Consider the following 16,820-nt stretch of genomic DNA (forward strand, 5'->3'; position numbering starts at 1 on the left):
CCCGATCAGCGGTATTGAAACATGATAATTCGAGTCAACAATTCAGGCGCACCAAGAATTGCCGTGCCGGCAGGCGAACGGTCCCATGCGGCTTCGAGGCAACAGGATTTGGAACGGTTGCAAGCTTTCGGGCCCGCCGGCCCGCGTGTTCAGGCCGTCTCTTCCGGGTTGGGCTGCAGCCGCTCCAGCGCCGGCTTCTGCAGCAGTGCCGCCGCTTCGGCGCGCCTCGACGGCAGGATGGCGGGAATGTCCTCGATCCGGTCGAACAGGTAGGCCGGACGATAGGCGAAGAGGACGTCGCGCGTCGAATACCCCCAGGTGACGGCGCCGAAGCGCATCGCGGCCTTCGCGGCGGCTTCGGCGTCGCGCGTCTCGTCGCCGACATAGACGGCGGCGCTCGGCGGAATGCGGGCGGCGGAGGCGACCTGGCGAAGCTTCGAGGCCTTGCCGAAGATCGAGGCGGAACAGTTGTAGTGCGAGACGAGATGCGCCAGCTCGGACCCGAGGGTGCGGCGCACGCTGCCTTCCGAATCGGAAGAGACGATGCCGATCACGATTCCCCGCCGGCGAAGCGCTTCCAGCATCTCGCGTGTGCCGGCGAAGATCGGCACGGGCGGCATTGCCGCCATCTTCCGGGCGCGGAGGTCCCGCGCGATCGCCGGCACCTTCCAGAGCGGGATGCCGAGTTCCTTCAGAACACCGGTGGTGTCGAGGGTCCGCAGGCGCAGCGCCAGCGCTTCGTCGACCTTGCGGAAGCCGTGGCGCTCGGCCACCTCGTCGAGGACGCCGACGAACCAGGGAAGGGAGTCGGCGAGCGTCCCGTCGAAGTCGAAGATCGCGAGACGCGGCGCGGCATGGCTATCCATGCGCCCAGTCAATGCGTGCGGCGCACCGCCCCGTCAATCGGTCGGACGCCCGGGAGCCGCGCCGGTCAGCGCGGAGCCCGCTTGGCGAGGATTCGCTGCAACGTCCGGCGATGCATCGACAGGCGGCGCGCGGTCTCCGAAACGTTGCGCTCGCAAAGCTCGTAGACCCGCTGGATATGCTCCCAGCGTACCCGGTCGGCCGACATCGGATTCTCCGGCGGCTCGGCCTTGTCGCCCGGCTCGTGCAGCAGCGCTCCGATCACCTCGTCGGCGTCGGCGGGCTTCGCCAGATAGTCGATCGCACCGAGCTTCACCGCCGTCACCGCCGTGGCGATGTTGCCGTAGCCGGTGAGGACGATCATGCGGGCGTCGTCGCGCACGCGCCGCAGGGCTTCGAGCACGTCGAGGCCGTTGCCGTCGCCAAGCCGCATGTCAACTACGGCATAGGCCGGCGCGCCGGCGCGGATGGCGGCGACGCCTTCCGCGACGCTGTCGGCCGTCGTGACGTTGAAGCCGCGCTGCTCGAGCGCGCGGCCAAGACGCTGAAGGAACGGCTTGTCGTCGTCGACGAGCAGCAGCGAGCGGTCGCCGGCGGGCAGGTTCGAACGCGGTGGGGCCGCGACCTCGTTCTCCATAAGCATGGGCGTCATCTCCCGGTAGGCCGGCGCCGGTGACGGTCGGCGCGCGAGCGCCCGACCGGAGGAGGTTGCGGCGGATACGAGCCGCGCGCCGGATGTTCGTTAATGCTTCGTCAAAATGGCCTCCGGCCGCCCCGTTTTCAACCCTGTTCCGGTTGCGTTCTATGGAGCCAACCACGCATGTCCAAGGAGTCGGCCGAAAGGCTTTCGTCGTGATTGTCGGGAGCCTGCGCCGCGAAGGCGGTGCGCGACCAGATCACCGTCGCCATCGCGCCGCTGTCCCCGCCCGGCCGGTTGGCGAATTCCAGCCGCGCGCCGGAGCGTTCCAGCAGCGTCTTCGCGATGAACAGGCCGAGGCCGAGGCCGCCACCGCCGTTGCGCCCCCGTGTGCCGCGATTGGCCATGTAGGGATCGCCGATCCGATCGATCACCTCCGGCGGGAAGCCCGGACCGTCGTCCATCACGCGGATGCGGATGTCGTTCTCGCCCCAGGAGACCTCGACCCGCACCTCGGTCCTGGCGAAGTCGACGGCGTTCTCGACGATGTTGCCGAGCCCGTGGGAGACGGCGGCGTTGCGGCGCATCACCGGCTCCGCCACCCCGTCGCGCTTCGCGACGACCTCGATGGCGATGCCGAAATTGCGATGCGGCATCACCACCTCCTCGACCAGCGAGGTGGCCGGCAGCCGCGCCATGTGCTCCTCGGACGAGGTGGACAGGGTCGACAGCCGCGCAAGGATGTCGCGGCAGCGGTCGCTCTGCTGGATCAGGAGTTCGACGTCCTCGCGCTGCGGATCGTCCGCCGGCACGGTGCGGCCCATCTCCTTGGCGACGAGGGAGATCGTCGCGAGCGGCGAGCCGAGCTCGTGGGCGGCGGCCGCGGCTAGGCCGTCGAGCGCGTTGAGGTGCTGCTCGCGCTGGAGGACGAGCTCGGTGGCGGTCAGCGCGTCGGCGAAGGTCCGCCCTTCCGCCGCGACGCGGTAGACGTAGATCGCCGCGAAGACGAGCGTCGTCACGATCGCGAACCAGAGCCCGCCGATATAGGCCGTCGGCAGGACGAAGCCGCCCGTCGGCAGCCAGGGCAGCGGCAGGTGCCAGAAGGCGAGAACCGTGACGCAGGCGACCGCGAGGCTGCCGAGCGCCACCGTGGTCAGCGGCGGCTGCGTCGCCGAGGCGATGACCGCCGGCACCATGATGAACACGGAGAACGGGTTGTGCAGGCCGCCGGTGATGAACATCAGCATCGCCGGCTGCACGATGTCGAAGGTGAGGATCGCGGCCGCGGCGCCCGGCGACAGGCGGCGGCTCTTCGGCGTGATCAGGCCGAGCACGACGTTCAGGCTGGCGGAAACCGCGATGAGCCCGAGGCACCAGAACACCGGATAGGGCCACCAGAGCCCCCAGGCGACGAAGGCGCAGGCCGCGGTCTGGCCGGCGACCGACAGCCAGCGCAGGCGCGTCAGGGTCGCGAGGCGCAGCCGCTGGCTGTCCCGCACCCCCGTCGCGAAGGCGGGGAGCCGGAGCCCGAAGCCCGGATTGGCGGTCTGTTCCATGGCGCGGCTACTCAACCAAAACGACGATATTTCAATGCGTTCTAGAGCATGGAGCGGCTTTCGGACAGCGCCGCGCCCGCGGCAGGGCAACGCGCCGCACCAACGCGGAAAATCGCGGGTCAGGCGCGCGGCTTCGCCCGCGCCGTCGCCTCGGCGTTCGCCGGGTCTTCCGGCCAGGGGTGCTTCGGATAGCGACCGCGCAGGTCGGCGCGCACGTCGCGCCACGAGCCGGCCCAGAAACCGGGCAGGTCGCGGGTGATCTGGATCGGCCGATGCGCCGGCGAAAGAAGCTCCAGGATCAGCGGCAGCCGCCCGCCGGCGAGCGCCGGATGGCGCTTCAGGCCGAACAGCTCCTGCACCCGCACGGCGAGGACGGGCCCCTCGGCCTCGTAGCGGATCGGCAGCCGGGAGCCGGTGGGGGCGTCGAAATGCGTCGGCGCGAACTCGTCGAGCCGCCGGGCGAGATCGGCCGGCACGAGCGCCCGCAGCGCTTCGAACAGGACGTCGCCGGAAAGTTCGGCGAGGCGGGTGGCATTCGGCGCGAAAGGCAGCAGCCAGTCGGCGAGGCCGGCGACGAGCGCCGCGTCCGAGACGTCCGGCCAGGGCTCGCAGAGCGTTTCCCGCAGGAAGCCGAGACGGCGGCGGAGGTCGGCCGTCTTGCGGTCGAACGGCAGGACGTCCAGCCCCCGCTCGCGGATCGCCGCCGCCAGCGCCGCGCCGCCCTCGCCCGCCGGCACGGCGACCGGACGCTCCGCTAGCACGGCGCGGCCGATGCGCCGCAGCACTCGCGCCCGCACCTCGCCGCTCGCCGCGTCGAAGGCCGTCGCCGTTTCCGACACGACGCGGCTCGCGAGGACCCGCTCCAATGTTTCACGTGAAACGGCGGCGGCCGAGAGGATGCGCGCGGCACGCGCGGCGCCCTGCAGTTCGGCGACCACGAGGAACGGTTCGCCGGCCAGCGGCGAGATCGGGTCGACCGTGCCGCCCCGGCCGTTGGCGAGGACGAACGAACCACGCGCTCCCCGCGCCGCCGCGACGCGATCCGGGAAGCCCAGCGCCAGCAGCGCGCCGGCCTCCTCCGGCAAGTTCCCCGCGCCCGGCCCCGCGAGGCGTCGCGCCAGGGCGTCCGCCGGCTTGTTGCGGCCCCCGGTTTCCCACTCGAACCGGCGCAGGCGCTCGGCGAGGTCGACATCCGTGCCGCCGAGGCCGCGCTCGGTCAGAAGCACGGCGAGGCGCGCCGCGGTGAGACGCGCCCCCGACGGCGCGCCCGTCACCATGCGGGCGAGCCGCGGCGGCAGGGCCAGCGCCCGCATCGCCTCGCCCTCTCCGGTCAGCCGCCCATCCTCGCCGAGCGCGCCGAGATCGCGAAGCAGCGCCCGCGCCTCAACGAGCGCGGCTTCCGGCGGCGGGTCGAGAAAGGCGAGATCGCGCGGGTCGGCGACGCCCCAGGCGGCGCAGTCGAGCACGAGGCCGGAAAGGTCGCTCGACAGGATTTCCGGCACGTCGAATGCGGCCATCGCCGCCGTCTGCTCCTCGCGCCAGAGGCGCAGCGCGACGCCCGGGCCCGTGCGCCCGGCACGGCCCGCCCGCTGGTCGGCGCCCGCCTGGCTGACGCGCACCGTTTCCAGGCGCGACAGGCCGGTCGCCGGCTCGAAGACGGGCGCGCGGCGCAGCCCCGAATCCACCACCACGCCGACGCCGTCGATGGTGATCGAGGTCTCGGCGATCGAGGTTGCGAGCACCACCTTGCGCGTTCCCGCCGGCGCCGGGCGGATGGCGCGGTCCTGGGCGGCGCCCTCCATCGCGCCGAAGAGCGGCATGATCGCCAGGGTCGGCGAGGCGAGGGATGCGAGGCGCTCCGCGGCGCGTTCGATCTCCCGCTGGCCGGGCAGGAAGGCGAGGACGCTGCCCTCCTCGCTCGCCAGCACCCCGCGGATCGCCTCGGCCATCGCGTCCTCGACCGCGACGGCGGCCGGCCGCTCGCGGTAGCGGACCGCGACCGGGAAGGAGCGGCCGAGGCTGGCGACCACCGGCGCATCGCCGAGGAGTGCCGCCACCCGCGCGCCGTCCAGCGTCGCCGACATGACGAGGAGCCGCAAATCCTCGCGCAGCGCGCCGCGCACGTCGAGCGCCAGAGCCAGCGACAGGTCGGCGTCGAGCGAGCGCTCGTGGAACTCGTCGAGGATCACCGCCGAGATGCCCGTGAGCTCCGGATCGGCGAGGATCATCCGGGTGAAGACGCCCTCCGTCACCACCTCGATCCGCGTCCGCGCCGAAACGCGCGTGTCGAGCCGCATGCGCCAGCCGACCGTTCCGCCGACGTCCTCGCCGAGAAGCTCGGCCATGCGCCGCGCCGCCGCGCGGGCGGCGAGCCGGCGTGGCTCGACGAGGACGATCTTGGCCGTAGCGAAGGACGCGCCGAGAAGATGGAGCGGCACCAGCGTCGTCTTGCCGGCACCGGGCGGCGCGACGAGCACGGCCGCCCCGCGATCCGCCAGCGCCCGCGCCAGCTCGTCCAGCACGTCGGAGACGGGAAGGTTCGGCAGGGAGATCAAGAACGAAGAACCTTCGGACGATTCCGGTGCGGCACGGAGGCTATCGGGAGTAGCGGAACCGGCACGCGGCGACGATCAACGTCTGCGCCGCGTCCTTGCCTTCCACGCGATAGACGAGGCGGTGCTCGCGGTCGATGCGCCGCGACCACCAGCCGGCCAGTTCGCTTCGCAGCGGCTCCGGCTTGCCGATACCGGTGAAGGGCGCCCGCCGCGCGCCGGCGATCAGTTCGTTGATCCGCTTCAGCACGGCGGGGTCGGCTTCCTGCCACGACAGATAATCCGCCCAGCCTTCCGGCGTGAACATCACCCTCATGGCTGGATGAGATCATGCTCCTCGAGGCGTCCCTCCTCGAACGAGGCGATCGAGCGTCGCAAGTGATCGGCATTCGCGGGCGAGCCCAGGAGATGCAGTGTCTCCTTCAGGCTTTCCAGCTCCGCGAGCGTCATCACGACAAGCGGTTCATGGTTCTGGCGCGTGACGACGAGTTCGATCCGGTCGGCTTCGACCCGATCGAAGTGCGAAGCCATGTTCGCCCGAAGCTCGGTGAAGTTGACGTGGCTCATGCCCGCTCCCTTTATGTACGCGTCAATGTACGCGCCTCGGACGCGAGCGACAAGCCGGTCGCCGCTTTCGCCTCGGCGCTTTCCGTGGCATCGGTTGCGGCCGAGTAGCGGGGTGCGAAGGAGAGCGGCGATGCCGAGCGAGGCGACGGACACGCGGAGGGCGCTGGTGCTGACGGGCGCCTCGCGCGGCATCGGTCACGCGACCGTCAAACGCTTCTCGCGCGAGGGCTGGCGCGTGATCACCTGTTCGCGGCAGGCCTTCGCCGAGGACTGCCCCTGGCCGGCCGGCCCGGAGGACCACATCAAGGTCGACCTCGCGGACCCGGAGGACGTCGGCTTCGCGATCTCCGAAATCCGCCGGCGGCTGGAGGCGAACGGCTCGCAGCTTCACGCGCTGGTCAACAACGCGGCGATCTCACCGAAGGGAAGCGGCGGCACGCGGCTCGACTCGATCCAGACCTCGATGCACCTCTGGCGCGACGTGTTCCAGGTGAACTTCTTCGCCTCGATCATGCTGGCGCGCGGGCTGATGCGCGAACTGACGGCGGCCAAGGGCTCGATCGTCAACGTCACCTCGATCGCGGGCGGGCGCGTCCACCCCTTCGCCGGCACGGCCTATGCCACGTCGAAGGCGGCGCTCGCCTCGCTCACCCGCGAGATGGCGGCCGACTTCGGCCCGAGCGGCATCCGCGTCAACGCCATCGCGCCCGGCGAGATCGACACCGCGATCCTGTCGCCCGGCACCGAGAAGATGGTGGAGAACATCCCGCTCCGCCGGCTCGGCAAGACCGGCGAAGTGGCGGACATCATCTACTTCCTGTGTTCCGATCAGGCGAGCTACGTCACCGGCTCGGAAATCCACATCAACGGCGGCCAGCACGTCTGACGGCTCGTTCCCGTTCCGTTCCGTTAGCCAGCTATTTAGTTCCGTAGCGGAAGGTCGGAAAAGTCACCCGTCCGGGTGAGCCTTTTGCTTTGCGGACACGGCGAGCGATCAGGACCGTCGGCGTTCAGCGGTCTTCGATTTCCCGCAGGAGGAGCACGAGTTCGGCCTGTCGGCGCGTATCGGTGCATGCAAACACGGCTTTCAGGTGCGAGCGCGCGGTCTCGTAGGAGATGCCGAGTTCGGCCGCCGCCGCCGCGAGGGTGTGGCCGGAGCGCAAGACCAGTGCGAGCCGGGTCTGCGCGGGTGTCATGGCGAAGCGCCGCGCCAGCCGCTCGCGAAGTTTCGCCCCGTCCACGTCGAGCCCCTCCACCGTCAGAACGGCCGACGCGGTCCGGTCCGCCGCGAACGGGCCGATGCCCTGCGCGCAGGCGGCGATGCGCACCACGAACGGCGCCCCGCCGTCGGTGCGACGGACGGGCAGGCGGGCGTTCTCGGCCCAGACGAGCCGGCGAGGATCGAAGATGCAGGCGACGAGCCGGTCGAGCGCGGCCTGATCCGCCGGCACGGCCGTCCGCAACCGGCCGCTGCGGGCGAGCAGGCCGGCGCCGTTCGCAAGGAGCGCGTCCGCCGCCGCGTTGGTCTGGCGGATGCGCCCGTTGCGGCCGAGCGTCAGGACCGCGAGCCTGCTGCGGTCGAGCAGCGCCTTGATTTCGGCCTCCGCGAGGCGCAGGCGCGCGTCGAGCGCGATCGCGCGCCGCACGTGCTTCACTGCTCCGCCGAGCATCATGCGCTCGGCCGGGTCGTAGGGTCCTGCATCCGCCGGCCGCCAGAAGGCGACCGTTAGCCGCCGCCGGTCGACGTCCTCGACATATTGTCCGAGGATATGGCGCACGCCCTGCGGGCGCGCCCAGTCGCGATAGAACTCGCTTTCCTCGAAACGGAAACGGGGAATGCGCATCGCGTCGAGTTCGTCGTCCGTCGCGGGCTCGCCGTAGAGCATGTGCTCCGCATAGAGGCTGAACGGGTTGCAACGGCAGTAGTGCTCGGCATAGTCGAGGAGATCGCGCCGATCGTAGCCGAATTCGACGGCGAAGTCGTCGAGGGAAAGCGGGCCGGTGTCGCCCGGCAGGTTCTCGGCGTAGAGCGCGCCGTTCGCCGCCCGCAGATGCGCGGCGAGCGCGCGGATCGCCTCGTCCCACGTGCCCTGCCGGCCTGCGGCGGCGTAGATCGCCTCGATGATGTCTCCAGCCGGCTCCATGACTTTCCGTCCATCTTTCGCTCAGTAAGCAAAAGGTGCGACATTTCGTCAACCATTTAGCGGCTGCAGAGCGCGGACATGAAAAAGCCCGCGGCGATCGCTCCCCGCGGGCTTCGAACGTTCCGAACGGAACGCGCGAGGCTTATTCGTCGTCGCCGCGGCCCTTGAGGGCGGCGCCGAGGATGTCGCCGAGCGAGGCACCCGAATCGGACGAGCCGTACTGGGCGACCGCTTCCTTCTCCTCGGCGATCTGCAGCGCCTTGATCGACAGGCCGAGACGACGCGTCTTCTTATCGAACTGCGTGACGCGGGCGTCGACCTTCTGGCCGACCGAGAAGCGCTCGGGGCGCTGCTCGTCGCGGTCGCGAGCGAGGTCGTTGCGGCGGATGAAGGCGGTGTAGTCGGTGTCGACGATCTTCACCTCGATTCCGCCGTCGTTCACCGCCGTGACTTCGCCGGTGACGGCCGCGCCGCGCCGCAGGTCGCCCGCCGCACCACCGGCGGCTTCGGCCGCGGCTTCGGTGCCGACCTGCTTGATGCCGAGCGAGATGCGCTCCTTCTCGACGTCGACGTCGAGCACCTGCGCCTTGACGACGTCGCCCTTGTTGAAGTCGTCGATGACCTGCTCGCCCGGACGGTTCCAGTCGAGGTCCGACAGGTGCACCATGCCGTCGACGTCGCCGTCGAGGCCGACGAAGAGGCCGAACTCGGTCTTGTTCTTGACCTCGCCCTCGACGACCGTGCCGACCGGGTGGTTCTCGGCGAAGACTTCCCACGGATTGCGCAGCGTCTGCTTGAGGCCGAGCGAGATGCGGCGCTTGACCGGATCGACTTCCAGCACCACCACCTCGACCTCCTGCGTGGTCGAGAGGATCTTGCCGGGATGGACGTTCTTCTTCGTCCAGGACATCTCCGAGACGTGGATGAGGCCCTCGATGCCCGGCTCCAGCTCCACGAAGGCGCCGTAGTCGGTGATGTTGGTGACGCGCCCGACGACCTTGGTCTCGACCGGGAACTTCGCGCCGATATCCTGCCAGGGATCCGCCTCGAGCTGCTTCATGCCGAGCGAGATGCGGTGGGTTTCCTGGTTGATGCGGATGATCTGCACCTTCACCGTCTGGCCGATCTGCAGGATCTCGGTCGGATGGTTGACGCGGCGCCACGCCATGTCGGTGACGTGGAGCAGGCCGTCGATGCCGCCGAGGTCGACGAACGCACCGTAGTCGGTGATGTTCTTGACGACGCCGTCGACGATCTGGCCCTCTTCGAGGTTCTGAACGATCTCGGAGCGCTGCTCGGCGCGCGACTCTTCCAGCACCGTGCGGCGCGACACGACGATGTTGCCGCGGCGCTTGTCCATCTTCAGGATCTGGAACGGCTGCGGCGTGTTCATCAGCGGCGTCACGTCGCGGATCGGGCGGATGTCGACCTGTGAGCGCGGCAGGAACGCCACGGCCCCGTCGAGGTCGACGGTGAAGCCGCCCTTGACCTGGTTGAAGATCGTGCCCTCGACCTTCTCGTTGGCGTTGAACTTGACCTCGAGGTTGACCCAAGACTCCTCGCGGCGGGCCTTGTCGCGGCTCAGCACCGCCTCGCCGAGCGCGTTCTCGATGCGCTCGACATAGACTTCCACCGTGTCGCCGACCTTCAACTCGCCCTCGCGGCCGCGGCCGCCGAATTCCTTGAGGGCGACGCGGCCTTCGACCTTCAGGCCGGCGTCGATGACGGCCATGTCCTTCTCGATCGCGACGACGACGCCCTTGACCACCGCGCCTTCGGCGACGTCATGATCCTGATAGGACGCTTCGAGCAGGGCCGCGAAATCGTCGCGCGACGGGTTCAGATTTGACATTCGTTCTCCTTGAAGCTCCTCGGTCGAGGAGCGGCGCGCCATCCGGTTCGCGTTGCGTTGCGCCTTCGAACTGGTCCGCCCATCCGGCATCCGGAACGGGCTCGGAGCGGCGCGCCCTCGCCGGGCGCGGCCCCGATCGGCGCGATGGACCGGCCGTCGGCGGTTCGTGTTCCCGATCGGCCGGGCGAAACGCCATAGCCGAAAAGGGCGCGCTCCCGACCCGGGAACCGCCCTCGTCTTCCTACCCCCGGCGCGCCAGAAAACCGTCGATCAGTTCGCGGGCCGCCAGGAACGCGGCGTCTATAGCCATTTCGCTGGTGTCGAGCAAGTGCGCGTCCGCCGCCGGCTTCAGCGGCGCAGTCGCCCGGCCGGCGTCCCGGAGATCGCGCTCGCGCACCTCGGCGAGGATGCGTTCGTAGTCCGGGGCGCGGCCCTTGGCGGCGAGTTCGTCGGTACGGCGGCGGGCCCGAACTTCCGGGCTGGCGGTGACGAAGATCTTTACCTCCGCGTCCGGCGCGATCACGGTGCCGATGTCGCGCCCGTCGAGGACGGCCCCCGCCGGCTGTCCGGCGAAGTCGCGCTGGAAGGTTTCCAGCGCCGAGCGGACGGACGGATGCACCGCGACGCGGCTCGCCAGTTCCCCGGCCTCGCGGCCGCGAAGCGAGCCGTCGTCGAGGGCGCTCGGCGTCAGCGAACGGGCGACCGCGCCGGCCGCATCCGGGTCGTCGAGATCGAGCCCGAGATCGGCGGCTTTCCGGCCGACCGCCCGGTAGAGCAGGCCGGTATCGAGATGCGGCAGGCCGTAATGCGCCGCGATGAGTTTCGCGAGCGTGCCCTTGCCGGCCGCCGCCGGCCCGTCGATGGCGACCGTGAACCTTTGCGCCATGACGCTGCTCTCTTCCCTGAAACTGTCACGCATGTCGCGCCACGACCGATTGCCCCGGCCGGTCGATTCAGGCAAGCCCGCCGCTTCGCCGAAAGCCCCGAACGCTGCGGCCGCGACGCCGAAGACGCGGCCCATGGCGAAGGGGATCGTCAGGAAGAACAGGATCGCCGCGGCGCCGCCGACCATGTCGACGACGGCGAGCAAGGCGTCGAGGCTGCGCCAGCCGGTGGCGACGACCCGCGGCTCCAGCGAGGTGCCGTGCGCGGCGAGCCGCCAGAGCATGGCGAAGAGGAGGACGAGCGGCACGGCGAGCTTCGGCAGGCCGACGGCAAGCGGCGAGCGCCCGCGCGCCCGCGCTTGCCGCCCGATCCCGGCCGCGACGCGCCGGCCGTAGACGAAGGCGAGCGGCGCGAAGAACAGGAGCGCCAGCAGCGCCGCGAGCGCGCCGCTCATCGCCTCGGATTCCGGCTCAAGCCGCCTCGGGCTCGAGGTCGGCGAGATCGGCGCCGAAGCCGGTCATCAGCGAGACGAATTCCGGGAAGCTCGTCGCGATCATGGTGGCGTCGTCCACCGCGATCGGCTTTTCCGCTGCGAGGCCCATGACGAGGAAGCTCATCGCGATGCGGTGGTCGAGATGCGTCGCGACCGTGCCGCCGCCGATCCCCTTCCCGTCCGGCCGACCGGTGACGAGGAGCGAGTCTTGCCCTTCCTCGTGCGAAACGCCGTTGGCGAGGAGGCCCGCGGCGACGGCGGCGAGGCGGTCGCTTTCCTTGACGCGCAGCTCTTCGAGCCCCTGCATCAGCGTCCGCCCCTCGGCGAAGCTCGCCGCGACCGCCAGCACCGGATATTCGTCGATCATGGACGGCGCGCGCTCCGGCGGGACGGCGACGCCGCGCAGTTCGGAATGGCGGACATGGAGATCGGCGACGTCCTCGCCGCCCGACAGCCTCCGGTTCAGGATCTCGATCCGCGCGCCCATCTCCTCGAGGGTCCGCAGGAGCCCTGTGCGCGTCGGGTTCATCAGGACGTTCTCGACCACGACGTCCGAGCCGGGCGCGACCAGCGCCGCCACCACGAGGAAGGCCGCCGAGGACGGATCGCCCGGCACCGTGAAGTCCGCGACGCCGCGCAGCGTCCCCTGCCCTTCGACGCGGATGGTGCGCACGCCGGCGGCATCCGTTTCCACCGCGACCGTCGCGCCGAAGCCTTCCAGCATCTTCTCGGTGTGGTCGCGCGTCATCACCGCTTCGACCACCGTAGTGACGCCCGGCGCGTTCAAGCCGGCGAGGAGCACCGCCGACTTCACCTGCGCCGATGCCATCGGCACGCGGTATTCGATGGGGGCGGCGACGCGCGGTCCGCGCACGGTGAGCGGCAGGCGGTCGCCGGTGCGCGCCGCCACTTGGACGCCCATTTGCCGCAAGGGATCGAGCACCCGGCCCATCGGCCGGCGCGACAGCGAGGCGTCGCCGACGAAGGTCGCGCCGAAATCGTAAGGGCCGACGAGGCCCATGGTGAGGCGCGCGCCCGTGCCCGCATTGCCGAAGTCGAGCGGCGCATCGGGCTCCAGCAGGCAGCCGTTCCCGACGCCGTCGACGATCCAGCTTGTCCCTTCGCGCTCGATCCGGGCGCCCATCGCCCGCATCGCCCGGCCGGTCGCGAGCACGTCCTCGCCTTCGAGGAGGCCCGACACGCGGGTGCGGCCGCTGGCCAGCCCGCCGAACAGGAAGGCGCGGTGCGAGATCGACTTGTCGCCCGGCACCCGCGCCCGGCCGGTGAGGGCCCCGCCCTTCGCCGCGCGCATCGGCCGGAGCCCAGCGTTTCCATGCGCCATCGTCGTCTGAACTCCCGGACCGCTCGACCACCTGCCGGAGCGCTCGCGCGACCCCGGGCGCGCGACGGGTTAGCAGAGCGCGGGGCCCGCGTCATCCAGGGCGGCGAAGCTTGCCTCCCGCCGCTTTGACAAGCCGGGTGCTAGGCCCTATGGGACCTGCCCGAATTCAACAGCGGCGCCCCATCCGCGCTCCCGTCCGGCGCCTCAGCCGAACGGGCAAGACGACCCCGCACGAGGCCAGAATGAGCAAATCCGAGCTCGGCACCAAGCGCATCTGCCCCGAAACGGGCCGGAAGTTCTACGACCTGAACAAGGATCCGATCGTCTCGCCCTATACCGGCACGTCCTACCCGCTGTCGTTCTTCGAGGCGAGCGCTTCTCCCTCGCGCGGCGGCGGCAGCGGCGGTGGCCGGAGCGCGCCCCGCGAGGAGGACGAAGAGGCCGAGACGGAGGTCGTGGAGACCGCCGACGAGGAGGCGGCGGAGACCGTTTCGCTTTCGGATGTCGAGGACGACGAGGACACCTCCGCCAAGAACGACGCGGACGTGGATGTCGACGACGACGAGGCGGACGTCGACGAAGGCGACGACGACACGTTCCTCGAGGAGGACGAGGACGAAGACGACGACATGACCGACATCATCGGCTCGCGCGAAGACGACGAGGACTGATGCGGGGAGCGCCGGCGCGACAGGAGCGCCGGCTTCGCAAAACGCCGCGTTTTTGCGGCTTGCCATCGCGGGGGCGCTTCGCTAAGAGACGCCCGCAGCGGGAGAAGCCGAGCCTTCCCAGGCGTTCGGCCCCGCGACGAGAACGGTCCCTTGCGGATCGTCCTTGCGACAAGGTCGGGGCCATAGCTCAGCTGGGAGAGCGCTACAATGGCATTGTAGAGGTCAGCGGTTCGATCCCGCTTGGCTCCACCAACCTCATACCACCTTCAAATATCTAGTTTTTGCAATCAGTTGGCGGCCGATTGCTTCGGCGTGCATAGCCGATTGGGTACCTGTGCGATGTACCGGGAATTCAGGTCCATCGCTTTATCTGACTTGGATTTGCTGGATTCGGACGATGTGGCGGGTGACGCGCGAGGTCAGGCGCGCTGACGTTCGGATGGCGTTTCCCCAACGCTTTCCCAACCTCGCGATGCGTTCCCACCCCGAGCCGGTTCGCCGTTCCATCGAAGCGGGCCCGTACCGTCGCCGCATCGCTGCTCGGGCGGGCGTGGCGCGATCCGCTCGCGGCCTTCGTGCCGGATCAGGCCTTCCTTCCGAGCGCCGCGATCGTTCTGCTACGCCCGAGTCGTGCGGCCTTTCACGCGCCGCCGGAGCAGGTCGTCGCCATGCCGGCGCTCCTGTTCGCCTACCGGACATGGCTGGCGGTCCGCCGAAGCGGTGCTTGAGCAGCGCTCGCACCGTTCGATCTCGAACCACTCCTATCCTATCCCCGCTGCGTACCGCCCGGGACAGCAAAAACCCCTGGTCGCCAGCTTTTGCCGAAGGGGAGCGTGTCGCTGCTGCCACATTGCCGCCGCCATGCTGCCGGGGTGCCGTCTCGGGCCTTTCCATGCCGCTTAACATGATTAAAGAAGTCAACTTAACGCATGGAAATGGAGAGCAACCGGTGACCACGATCCAGACCGTATCCGCGCAAGGGCGCAAACGGCCGCTCACGATCCTGGCCGCCGCGGCTCTCGCCACCTCGGCCGCATGGTTTCCGGCCCCGTCGCGCGCGCAGGACGTGATCGATCTCGACACGGTCACCGTCCAGACCGACGCCGACGGGCGGACGGGCAGCCGACCGGCGTCGGGCGACACCGGAGCGGGCCAGACCAACGAGCAGAAGGGCTTCGTCGCCAGGCGCAGCGGCGGCGCGACCAAGACCAATACCCCGCTGAACGAGACGCCGCAGTCGGTCACCGTCGTCACCGACGAGCAGATCGAGCGGCAGGAACTCCGCACGATCCGCGCCGCGACCCGCTACACCGCGGGCGTCACCTCGGAGTATACGGGCGGCGCCGACACGCGCTTCGGCGGTTTCCGCATCCGCGGCTTCGACGCCACCGCCAACTCGACTTTCCTCGACGGGCTGCGCCTGCCTTCGTCGTCCGTGATCAACTTTCTCGGCCTCGACCCCTACGGCGCGGAGCGGATCGAGATCCTGAAGGGCCCCTCCTCGGTGCTCTACGGCCAGAACGGCCCGGGCGGCCTGATCAACTACGTCACGAAGAAGCCGACGATCGCTCCCTACCGCGAGGTCGAGGTGGTCGGCGGCAGCTTCGGGCAGATCGAAGGCCGCTTCGACATTTCGGGGCCGCTCGGCAAGGACAGCCCGTGGGGTTACCGGCTGACCGGCGTCGCCCGCTCGTCCGAGAACCAGGTCGATTTCGTCAAGGACGACCGGCTGTTCATCGCGCCGGCGATCAAGTGGGAACCCGACGCCGACACCTCGCTGACGGTGCAGGGAAACTACCAACGCGACCGCGCCGGCTTCAGCCTGCAGTTCCTGCCGGCCAGCGGCAGCGTATTCGACAGCAACGGCCGGAAGATCAGCCGGAGCCGCTTCATCGGCGAGCCCGACTTCAACGACTACGACACGGATCTCGGCGGCGTCGGCTATCAGTTCGAGCACCGCTTCAACGAGGTCTTCACGGTTCGCCAGAACGCACGCTACTCCTTCCTCGACCACGACGAGGCGAGCCTCTACGGCTCGGGCTGGGCCGACGAGGCGGCCGGTCTCCTGTTCCGGGGCGCCGGCACCGGCTCGACCGACCTCGACACCGTCTCGGTCGACAACCAAGCGCAGGCCGAGTTCGACACCGGCATCCTGAAGCACACGGTGCTCGGCGGCGTCGACTATCGCTGGACCGGCTATTCGGACTACGTCGACATCTACAATGCAGCGCCGCTCGACGTGTTCGATCCGGCCTACGGCAGCCCGGTGACCTTCGGCGGCGTCTACTACGACAACGACGTCACCCAGGACCAGACGGGTCTCTACCTGCAGGACCAGATCAAGCTCGACCGGCTGTCGGTGACGCTCAGCGGCCGCTACGACTGGGCGAAGACCGAACTCTCGCGGCCCGACAGCGACTTCCTGACCGCGGTCGACGCCGAGAAGAATTCGGACGCCTTCACCGGCCGCGTCGGCGCGATCTACAACTTCGACAACGGCATCGCGCCCTACGTCACCTATTCGGAAAGCTTCCTGCCGCCGCTCGACGTCAGCACCACGAACGGCCTGTTCGAACCGGAGGAAGGGCGGCTCTACGAGGCGGGCGTGAAGTACCAGCCGCCCGGCTGGGACGCGACCGTGACGGCCTCCGTCTTCGACATCCGGCAGGACAACGCCATCCGCTTCGGCTTCGACGCGGCGACCAGCCGCTCGCTGGTCGAGCAGACGGGCCGGGTGCGCTCGCGCGGCTTCGAGCTGGAGGGCGTCGCCAGCGTCACCGACAACCTCAACATGCGGCTCGCCTATACCTATCTCGACCTGAAGATCACCGAGGATCTGCCCGACGAGGTCGGCGGCTTCGAGGGCAACCTCGTCACCACGGTGCCGCACAACACCTTCTCGGCCTGGGCCGACTACACGATCCGCAACGAGTCGATCTTCGACGGGCTCGGGGCGGGCCTCGGCGTGCGCTACATCGGCGCAAGCTTCGGCGACGACGCCAACACCTTCAAGGTCGACGACGCGACCGTGGTCGACGCGGTGCTTTCCTACAAAAGGGACAAGTACGAGGTCGCGGTGAACGCCTCGAACCTTTTCGACAAGGACTACGTCGCCTCCTGCGGCAACCGCACCTTCGGCTGCTTCTACGCCGAAGGCCGCCGCATCACCGGCAAGGCGACGATCCGCTGGTGACGGAAGGCGCGGCGCGTCCGGCCCGGACGCGCCGCCGATCGCGGGCTAAAGGTCGGGGGCTTCC

At 69.7% G+C, this 16,820-nt stretch carries 13 protein-coding genes and 1 tRNA gene; 4 read left to right on the forward strand and 10 right to left on the reverse strand.

Going from position 1 to position 16,820, the window contains the following annotated elements; all coding sequences use genetic code 11:
* Nucleotides 1-149: 149 nt before the first annotated feature.
* The 6 genes from F6X38_RS02415 to F6X38_RS02440 all read right to left on the reverse strand — a co-directional run bounded on the left by F6X38_RS02415 (nt 150) and on the right by F6X38_RS02440 (nt 6,176).
* Nucleotides 150-866, reverse strand: coding sequence for an HAD hydrolase-like protein (locus F6X38_RS02415; RefSeq protein ID WP_150967928.1), 717 nt, complete (start codon nt 864-866; stop codon nt 150-152).
* Nucleotides 867-931: 65 nt separating this feature from the next.
* The gene (locus F6X38_RS02420) at nt 932-1,501 is read right to left on the reverse strand and encodes an ActR/PrrA/RegA family redox response regulator transcription factor (protein ID WP_150967991.1); all 570 of its coding nucleotides are present in this window, start codon (nt 1,499-1,501) and stop codon (nt 932-934) included.
* Nucleotides 1,502-1,644: 143 nt separating this feature from the next.
* Nucleotides 1,645-3,057, reverse strand: a complete 1,413-nt coding sequence (locus F6X38_RS02425; RefSeq protein WP_150967929.1) for an ActS/PrrB/RegB family redox-sensitive histidine kinase — start codon at nt 3,055-3,057, stop codon at nt 1,645-1,647.
* A gap of 119 nt (nt 3,058-3,176) precedes the next feature.
* On the reverse strand, nt 3,177-5,612 hold the full coding sequence (gene hrpB, locus F6X38_RS02430) for an ATP-dependent helicase HrpB (RefSeq protein ID WP_150967930.1): 2,436 nt from the start codon (nt 5,610-5,612) through the stop codon (nt 3,177-3,179).
* Nucleotides 5,613-5,652: 40 nt separating this feature from the next.
* Nucleotides 5,653-5,925 (reverse strand): Txe/YoeB family addiction module toxin, encoded by a 273-nt coding sequence (locus F6X38_RS02435; protein ID WP_150967931.1) that lies wholly within the window; start codon nt 5,923-5,925, stop codon nt 5,653-5,655.
* On the reverse strand, nt 5,922-6,176 hold the full coding sequence (locus tag F6X38_RS02440) for a type II toxin-antitoxin system Phd/YefM family antitoxin (RefSeq protein ID WP_150967932.1): 255 nt from the start codon (nt 6,174-6,176) through the stop codon (nt 5,922-5,924). Before F6X38_RS02440 ends, F6X38_RS02435 begins: the two co-directional genes overlap by 4 nt.
* Nucleotides 6,177-6,306: 130 nt before the next feature.
* Between F6X38_RS02440 and F6X38_RS02445 the strand changes: the two genes are divergently transcribed.
* Nucleotides 6,307-7,062, forward strand: a complete 756-nt coding sequence (locus F6X38_RS02445) for an SDR family NAD(P)-dependent oxidoreductase (RefSeq protein WP_150967933.1) — start codon at nt 6,307-6,309, stop codon at nt 7,060-7,062.
* A 124-nt stretch (nt 7,063-7,186) separates the two neighbouring features.
* On the opposite strand, the gene F6X38_RS02450 is transcribed toward F6X38_RS02445, so the two are convergent.
* The 4 genes from F6X38_RS02450 to aroA all read right to left on the reverse strand — a co-directional run bounded on the left by F6X38_RS02450 (nt 7,187) and on the right by aroA (nt 12,892).
* On the reverse strand, nt 7,187-8,320 hold the full coding sequence (locus tag F6X38_RS02450; protein WP_150967934.1) for a helix-turn-helix transcriptional regulator: 1,134 nt from the start codon (nt 8,318-8,320) through the stop codon (nt 7,187-7,189).
* A gap of 142 nt (nt 8,321-8,462) precedes the next feature.
* Nucleotides 8,463-10,214 carry a 30S ribosomal protein S1 gene (gene rpsA, locus F6X38_RS02455; protein ID WP_150967935.1) on the reverse strand — a complete coding sequence of 584 codons (1,752 nt, stop codon included), beginning with the start codon at nt 10,212-10,214 and terminating at the stop codon, nt 8,463-8,465.
* 199 nt (nt 10,215-10,413) lie between these two features.
* A complete protein-coding gene (gene cmk, locus F6X38_RS02460) occupies nt 10,414-11,091 on the reverse strand; it encodes a (d)CMP kinase (RefSeq protein ID WP_425482815.1) in 678 nt (225 codons plus the stop codon).
* A gap of 436 nt (nt 11,092-11,527) precedes the next feature.
* Nucleotides 11,528-12,892: a 3-phosphoshikimate 1-carboxyvinyltransferase gene (aroA, locus tag F6X38_RS02465; RefSeq protein WP_150967936.1), complete on the reverse strand. Its 1,365-nt coding sequence runs from the start codon at nt 12,890-12,892 to the stop codon at nt 11,528-11,530.
* A gap of 242 nt (nt 12,893-13,134) precedes the next feature.
* Between aroA and F6X38_RS02470 the strand changes: the two genes are divergently transcribed.
* The 3 genes from F6X38_RS02470 to F6X38_RS02480 all read left to right on the forward strand — a co-directional run bounded on the left by F6X38_RS02470 (nt 13,135) and on the right by F6X38_RS02480 (nt 16,756).
* A complete protein-coding gene (locus tag F6X38_RS02470) occupies nt 13,135-13,563 on the forward strand; it encodes a TIGR02300 family protein (RefSeq protein ID WP_150967937.1) in 429 nt (142 codons plus the stop codon).
* A gap of 176 nt (nt 13,564-13,739) precedes the next feature.
* Nucleotides 13,740-13,815: transfer RNA gene (locus tag F6X38_RS02475), tRNA-Ala, on the forward strand.
* Between the two features lie 697 nt (nt 13,816-14,512).
* Nucleotides 14,513-16,756, forward strand: a complete 2,244-nt coding sequence (locus F6X38_RS02480) for a TonB-dependent siderophore receptor (protein WP_246191145.1) — start codon at nt 14,513-14,515, stop codon at nt 16,754-16,756.
* The last annotated feature ends 64 nt before the right edge of the window (nt 16,757-16,820 follow it).

This window comes from Plantimonas leprariae, assembly GCF_008802405.1.
Taxonomy (GTDB): Bacteria; Pseudomonadota; Alphaproteobacteria; order Rhizobiales; family Rhizobiaceae; genus Plantimonas; species Plantimonas leprariae.